Consider the following 7,869-nt stretch of genomic DNA (forward strand, 5'->3'; position numbering starts at 1 on the left):
CCGCCGTTATTTTAGATCCCACTAAACCTATTGCAGGCTTAGCAGATTCTAAAAAATTAACAGATAAAAAACGCCAAGCACTCGCGATTGAAATAAAAGAAAATGCATTGTGTTACGCCTATGGTCGCTGCAATCCGACAGAGATTGATGAATTAAATATTCTGCACGCAACGATGCTTGCCATGACCCGCGCAGTAGAGGCGTTAAGCACACAACCTGAATTTGTATTTATAGATGGTAATCGTTTGCCTAAATTAGCAATGCCAGCGCAAGCCGTTGTTAAAGGCGATAGCTTGGTAGCTGAAATATCAGCCGCGTCTATTTTAGCTAAAGTAGCGCGTGATGATGAAATGATTGAACTTGATAAACGCCACCCAGAATATGGCTTTGCAGGGCACAAAGGATATCCGACTAAAGCGCATTTTGCGGCGCTTGAGCAGTACGGCGCGATTGACGAGCATCGTAAAAGCTTTAAGCCTGTGCAGCGTGTATTGGNGGCTCCTGATTTTGTCCATTTAAGGGTTCATTCTGACTTCTCGATGGTTGACGGCCTCGCTAAAACAAAGCCGATAGTCGCTAAAGCGCAAGAGCTGCAAATGCCTGCGATTGCGATTACCGATCAAATGAACTTTTGTGGCTTAGTGCGCTTTTATGGCGCCACGCATAACGCCGGTATTAAGCCGATTGTGGGGGCAGATTTTTGGGTTCGTAGTCCTGAATTTCCTGACGAGCCAAGCCGCTTAACCATATTAGCCAAAGACAACGACGGCTATAAAAATATTACCTTGTTAATATCTAAAGCGTATCAGCGTGGGCATGTGTTTCATCGGCCAGTGATTGACCGAGAATGGCTGGTGGAACATAAAACGGGCTTAATTATTCTCTCTGGCGCTAAAGACGGTGACTTAGGTAAAGCATTACTAAAAAATAACCCAAGTGTCATTGAATCGGTAGTTAGTTTTTACAAGCAGCATTTTAGCGATAACTACTACCTTGAGCTAGTTCGCACCAATCGACCGCTTGAAGAAGACTACTTACACATGGCGGTAGAGCTTGCTACCAAAGAGCAGTTACCTGTTGTAGCCACCAACGAAGTGGTATTTTTAAAGCCAGAAAACTTTGAAGCGCACGAAATTCGCGTTGCTATTTTTGACGGCTACACGCTTGATGATAAACGCCGCCCTAAACGGTTCTCTGAAGAACAATACCTAAAAACATCAGAGCAAATGGCAGAGCTGTTTAGCGATATTCCAGAAGCGCTACAAAATACGGTAGAAATAGCTAAACGTTGTAATGTAACGGTTCAGCTAGGGACTTACTTTTTACCTGATTACCCAACTGGCTCACTTAAGATTGATGAGTTTTTAGTTAAAGTGTCAGAAGACGGTCTTGAAGAGCGACTGCAGTTTTTATTCCCCGATGAAGAAGAGCGAAAAGTAAAACGTGTTGAATACGACGAGCGACTTGATATAGAGCTTGGCGTAATTAACCAAATGGGATTCCCCGGTTACTTCTTAATCGTAATGGAGTTTATTCAGTGGAGTAAAGATAACAATATTCCTGTTGGACCTGGTCGTGGTTCAGGTGCGGGTTCGTTAGTTGCGTACGCACTGAAAATTACCGATTTGGATCCACTAGAATTCGACTTGCTTTTTGAGCGATTTTTGAATCCAGAACGTGTATCAATGCCCGATTTCGACGTCGATTTCTGTATGGATAGACGTGATGAGGTAATTGATCACGTGTCGGCTTTGTATGGTCGAAACGCCGTATCGCAAATTATTACCTTTGGTACTATGGCTGCAAAAGCGGTAATACGCGATGTAGGGCGAGTGCTTGGGCATCCTTATGGGTTTGTTGATCGTATTTCAAAAATGATTCCAGGTGATCCAGGGATGACGCTTGCTAAAGCGTTTGATATAGAACCACGCTTGCAAGAAGCCTACGATGGCGACAACGAAGTAAAAGATTTAATCGACATGTGTCGCATCCTTGAAGGGTGTACACGTAACGCAGGTAAACATGCGGGTGGCGTAGTAATATCGCCAACCACTATTACCGACTTTGCCGCGCTTTATTGCGATGACGAAGGTAAGTTTCCGGTCACACAGTTTGATAAAAACGACGTAGAAACCGCAGGCTTAGTTAAGTTCGATTTCTTGGGTTTACGTACACTGACTATATTGCAGTGGGCAGTCGATATGACCAACGTGCGCATGGAGCGCCAAGGTAAAGACCCTGTTGATATAAACACTATTCCACTGGATGATAAAAAAAGTATTGAGTTACTACTTCGCGCCGAAACGACCGCTGTATTTCAGCTAGAGTCGCGCGGTATGAAAGACTTAGTACGCCGACTTAAGCCCGATTGCTTTGAAGATATGATTGCACTTGTGGCCTTGTTCCGACCAGGTCCGCTGCAATCAGGCATGGTAGATAATTTTATCGACCGAAAATTGGGCCGAGAAGAAATCTCATACCCAGATGCGCAGTATCAGCACGAAAGCTTAAAACCAATACTTGATCCAACGTACGGCATTATTTTGTATCAAGAGCAAGTAATGCAAATTGCGCAAGTACTAGCAGGCTACACGCTAGGTGGCGCCGACATGCTGCGTCGTGCAATGGGTAAGAAAAAACCCGAAGAAATGGCAAAGCAGCGTTCAACGTTTGAAGATGGCGCAAGAAATAACGGCATTGACGGCGAGCTCGCGATAAAAATCTTCGACTTGGTAGAAAAATTCGCTGGTTACGGCTTTAATAAATCTCACTCAGCGGCATATGCACTCGTTTCGTATCAAACACTGTGGATGAAAACGCATCATCCTGCTGAGTTTATGGCTGCGGTAATGTCGGCCGATATGGATAACACCGACAAAATAGTTATTTTGGTGGACGAATGTGAAAACATGAAGCTCACTTTATTGCCGCCAGACGTAAATGCAGGTGAGTTTAAGTTTACAGTAAACCTGCAAGGTGAAATTGTTTACGGCATCGGCGCTATTAAAGGCGTGGGTGAAGCACCGGTTGATGCAATCTTGGAAGCACGTGCGAAAGGTGGCCCATTTAAAGATTTATTTGATTTTTGTGCCCGAGTTGATTTAAAACGCTTAAATAAACGCGTCACTGAAAAATTAATTTACTCAGGTGCACTAGATAATTTAGGGCCAGAAAAAACCCAATCTGGACGTGCTACATTACTGGCCAGTTTAAAAGATGCAATGCGTGCAGCTGATCAACACAACAAAGCTGAGCTATTAGGGCAAAGTGATTTGTTTGGTTTATTAGCCACCGAGCCTGACGAAGTTGAACAAGCCTTTATTAAAGCCACGGGACTCACCGATAACGAATGGTTAGATGGTGAAAAAGAAACGCTAGGCCTTTATTTAACTGGGCATCCGATAAATCAGTACCGACGTGAGCTTAGGCATTATACCAGCGGAAAAATAGTTGATTTACAGCCAACTAACCGTGATGTATTTGCAACGGCCGCAGGTTTAGTGATTGCTTCAAGGGTATTAATTAATAAAAAAGGAAATCGTTGGGCCTTAGTAACTTTAGATGACAAGAGTGCACGGATTGATGTACGCTTGTATTCAGACGAGTTTGAAAAGTACCAAGATATGCTCCAAGTTAACAATATCTTGGTAATATCTGGACAGGTCAGCTTTGATAACTTCTCCGGTGGTATTACAATGACCGCCAGAGAAATAAACACCATTGCTCAAGCGCGTGAAAAACGTATTAAAGCGATTAAAATGACGCTGAACATGGTGCAAGTCGAGGCAGGTTTCTTCGATAAATTACAAAAAGTACTCGAACCCTATAAAATGGGAACGTGTCCGATCAAGGTTTATTACCAACGTCCAGATGCGTTGGCTCAATTAACTCTTGGGATCGAATGGTGTGTTACGCCAAGTGACGACTTAATACATAAGTTATCATTAATGGCAGCGCAAGATGTAGAACTAGAATTTAACTAATTAGGTAGTTTAGAGCATGAGCCTCAATTATCTTGATTTTGAGCTTCCAATTGCAGAATTAGAAGCAAAAATTGAAGAATTACAAAATATAAGCCGCGCTGGCGAATTAGACCTTGAGTTAGAAGAGGAAGTCAGCAAACTAAAAGAAAAAAGTGCCAAACAAAAACAGGAGATTTTTTCTAATTTAGGCGCTTGGCAAGTATCACAGTTAGCACGTCATCCGTTGCGTCCTTACACTCGAGATTATATCGAGCGCATTTTCACGGAATTTGACGAGTTTGCTGGCGATCGTACTTTTGCTAACGATCCGGCTATTTTAGGTGGCGTTGCGCGTTTAGATGGCGAACCAGTAATGGTTATTGGCCAACAAAAAGGCCGTGACACTGCTGAAAAAATTAAACGCAACTTTGGTATGCCAAAGCCAGAAGGTTACCGTAAAGCATTACGCTTAATGGAAATGGCTGAGCGTTTTAAAATGCCAATCATGACTTTTATCGACACACCGGGTGCATACCCAGGTGTTGGCGCTGAAGAGCGTGGTCAATCTGAAGCAATCGCACGTAACTTAAAAGTAATGGCGACACTTAAAGTGCCGACAATATGTACGGTTATTGGCGAAGGCGGTTCCGGTGGTGCATTAGCGATTGGTGTTGGCGACAGAGTTAACATGTTGCAATACAGCACTTATTCTGTAATTTCGCCTGAAGGTTGTGCGTCAATTCTTTGGAAAAGCGCCGACAAAGCACCACTTGCAGCAGAAGCTATGGGTGTAACTGCAGAGCGCGTGAAAGAACTAGATTTAATCAGTAATTTAATTGATGAACCTCTAGGTGGAGCGCACCGCAATTACGATGGTATGGCACGTAACTTAAAAGAACGCCTAAAACGTGACTTAGCTGATCTTCAAGCGCTTACGCTTGAAGAAATGCTTGACCAACGTTACAAACGTTTAATGTCGTTTGGTTATTGCTAAACGCATTAAATGTTAAAAAAAAGCCGCTTATGCGGCTTTTTTGCTTTAAAATGTTCAGAGTTTTTATATTAAAGTGCGCCCATATGCATAAATCAGCAATTTATCAGCAATTAAAAAAATCACTAAATAGCTATATTGAGCAAGGCAACACTGCTTTTACAGTGGCGCTCTCTGGTGGCGTTGATTCTGTGGTGTTGTTGCATTTAATGTACACTTTAAAAGTAAATAACCCTGGAATTAATGTCTCGGCTATTTATGTTCACCATGGCTTGAGCCAGTATGCTGATGACTGGCAACGCTTTTGCAAAAACGTATGTATTGAGCTTAGTGTGCCTTTTGAAGCTGCGAAAGTTGTCATTGATCAGCAGTCGCGCACAAGTCTTGAAGCCCAAGCACGCGACGCCCGTTATAAAGCACTTGATGAACTAAGCCCACAAAGCAGCATTATTTTACTGGGCCAACACTTAAACGACCAAGTAGAAACGTTTTTACTGCGCTTAAAGCGTGGCTCAGGTTTAAAAGGGCTTGGTGCTATGCACCAAGCGCGTTTACTGCAAAGTGGCCGTGTATGTTTTCGGCCATTGTTGAACGTTAAGCGAAGCGATATAGAAGCGTTTGCAGCGCAGTTCGGTATTAACCACATAACCGATGACTCTAATACAGATGAAAGTTTTGATCGTAATTTTTTACGCTCAAAAATAGTGCCTGTGTTAGCTGAGCGCTTTAATGGGTTTGAGCAATGCACTGCACGAAGCATTGAGCTACTACAGCGACAACAAACTCTACTTGATGAATATACCCAGCTTGATTTAAATAAGTGTGTTAACGAGCATCAAGCACTGTGCATTAGCCAAATAAGTGAATACAGCGCAGCGCGCATAGCAAATATAGTACGTGCGTGGCTTGCTCTATTTACTCAAGTGATGCCATCGCAAAAGCAACTTGAGCAAATTATTAATCAAGCAATGTGCGCAAAAAACGATGCACAAATGCGTATCGACTTGCTAGATGGACAAATACGCCGGCATCAAGGTTATTTGTATTTTGTAACACCAAGTGAAGTATTAACAGATACAGAGCTGAATCATTCAGAACTAAAACTTGCTGATGGGCGTTTATTAATTAAAAGGGCTGGTAGCGGTGTAAGACCTCCACACGCTAATGAGCAAGTAATAGTGCGCTTTAATTGCAATAGTGCGCGTATAAAACCACTTAAAAAGCCTGGTAGTAATACAGTTAAGCATTGGTTTAAAGATGCAAAAATAGCACCTTGGCTTCGCGCCAGCGTACCGCTTATTTTTTATAATGATGAATTAGTGCAAGTGGTTGGTTATTTTATAAGTGCTAAGCATGTTGATGAAAATGGTATTTTTTGGGAGTGTAAATAAATGGGTAAACAGCCGCATGTTGGTTTGTCGTTAGTGACTAAAGCGCCAATGGGTATGCTGATAACGGCCGTAATAGCTATTATCGCTAATGTTTTACTTGAGTTAAATATAGTTACGTTAGGTTATGCAGTTGCGGGTGGGATTGTATCTTCAGTACTTTTATTAGCTTATTGGTTAGGTAAAGGTGGATTGTTTTTTATTTTAGGCGTGAGCCTGCCACTGCTTTTAGTGTTATTTACACCGCTTGCTACAATTACCGCATTACTTAATTTAATTAGCGGATTCTTTTTCGGCTTTTGTGCTGCTTTGTTTATTTATAAATTGGTAAGTGTAAAACCTTAGGCGTGAAATTTTAGCAATAAAAAAGCCTAGCGGGGGAAGCTAGGCTTTTTTATTCAATTAGTTTAAGCAAATATTAGTAGGCTTTTGCGCAGTTTCTGCCAGATGCTTTTGCTTTGTATAAGCCTTTATCTGCTCGAGCAAATATTTCAGTTTCGCTGTCTTGGCTGTTAGCTAAAGTAAAACCAATACTGGTTGTTACTTTGTACTTAGACATTAATGGCGATTTTCTTACTAAGCACATTATGCGTTCAGCAATCACTTTATTAGTGGTAAACTCAGGGTCTTCAATAAGTAAAGCAAACTCATCACCACCAAATCTAAACACTGAGTCAGTGCCACGTATGCTGCTACACAGTACTTTTGAAAATTCTTTAAGTGTATCGTCACCAATTTTATGACCAAAGTTATCGTTAACTTGTTTAAAGTTATCCAGATCAAGTAGCATTAAACTAAATGGACGCTGATAACGACGGCAGTTTTCAAGTTTTTGCAGTAAAAAGTCATTAAATTGACTGCGGTTGTTTAAACCGGTTAATGCATCTTTTGTAGCAAGCTTTAATACTCTGCTATACATCATTGCATTGCGAAGTGGATAAACCAGCGCAGTATGTAAAATATTTAGCTTTTTCTCAATTGCTTGCCCAAGCGGAAACTTACTAAAATAAATTAGTTGCCCTAAGTGTTCATTACCAATAGCTAAATCAAAAATATAGGGAGTACTATTTGTGTCACTTTCTGATGTTTGTGTAGTTCCTAATGTTGATTGAAACTGTAAACCAGAGAAATTTAACAATTGTTTTGTAAATTTTGCGTATATAGCTAAAACATCCTCAATCACTAAGCTTGTTTGTAGCTCTGTAACGAGTTTATGTGTTTCTGTTATTTCGTTTGTTGGTGAATGTTCAGCCGAAAACGGCAAAAAATCACCGCGACCTGACACACGTTGCGTCAAAATATGGACGTTTTCCATTAAATTCTCCCCCGAGGGTGTTACTTTGCAATAACTAAGCTATTTTTGTGCCATATTTTAAAATTGCCTGAAAAACATATGGTTGCTATATTTACTTACAAGCTACTAGTTTAATTTAAGCGCGAGGCTGCATTTGCAAAGTATTAATGCTCAAATTTTTGGCTTATTAGTAGCGGCAGTGCTTTTTGTGTGGTTTTTTAAACGCATTGGCTT

The 7,869-nt window shown here is 41.3% G+C and carries 5 protein-coding genes and 1 pseudogene; 5 read left to right on the forward strand and 1 reads right to left on the reverse strand.

Annotated features, from left to right (window positions below; genetic code table 11):
- Nucleotides 1-29: 29 nt before the first annotated feature.
- The 5 genes and pseudogenes from L656_RS1000000123525 to L656_RS0116135 form a co-directional block, all read left to right on the forward strand.
- Nucleotides 30-434 (forward strand): annotated as a pseudogene (locus L656_RS1000000123525) (ribonuclease HII); the annotation flags it as partial.
- A 57-nt stretch (nucleotides 435-491) separates the two neighbouring features.
- Nucleotides 492-3,983, forward strand: a complete 3,492-nt coding sequence (dnaE, locus tag L656_RS0116120; RefSeq protein WP_024599972.1) for a DNA polymerase III subunit alpha — start codon at nucleotides 492-494, stop codon at nucleotides 3,981-3,983.
- Between the two features lie 16 nt (nucleotides 3,984-3,999).
- A complete protein-coding gene (accA, locus tag L656_RS0116125) occupies nucleotides 4,000-4,956 on the forward strand; it encodes an acetyl-CoA carboxylase carboxyl transferase subunit alpha (RefSeq protein ID WP_024599973.1) in 957 nt (318 codons plus the stop codon).
- Between the two features lie 83 nt (nucleotides 4,957-5,039).
- Nucleotides 5,040-6,344 (forward strand): tRNA lysidine(34) synthetase TilS, encoded by a 1,305-nt coding sequence (gene tilS, locus L656_RS0116130; protein WP_024599974.1) that lies wholly within the window; start codon nucleotides 5,040-5,042, stop codon nucleotides 6,342-6,344.
- Nucleotides 6,345-6,686, forward strand: coding sequence for a hypothetical protein (locus L656_RS0116135; RefSeq protein ID WP_024599975.1), 342 nt, complete (start codon nucleotides 6,345-6,347; stop codon nucleotides 6,684-6,686).
- 73 nt (nucleotides 6,687-6,759) lie between these two features.
- Here the strand turns inward: L656_RS0116135 and L656_RS0116140 are convergent, their stop codons facing one another.
- Nucleotides 6,760-7,656 (reverse strand): GGDEF domain-containing protein, encoded by an 897-nt coding sequence (locus L656_RS0116140; protein WP_024599976.1) that lies wholly within the window; start codon nucleotides 7,654-7,656, stop codon nucleotides 6,760-6,762.
- Nucleotides 7,657-7,869 lie beyond the last annotated feature (213 nt).

Source organism: Pseudoalteromonas sp. TAE56 (assembly GCF_000497955.1).
Lineage (GTDB): Bacteria > Pseudomonadota > Gammaproteobacteria > Enterobacterales > Alteromonadaceae > Pseudoalteromonas.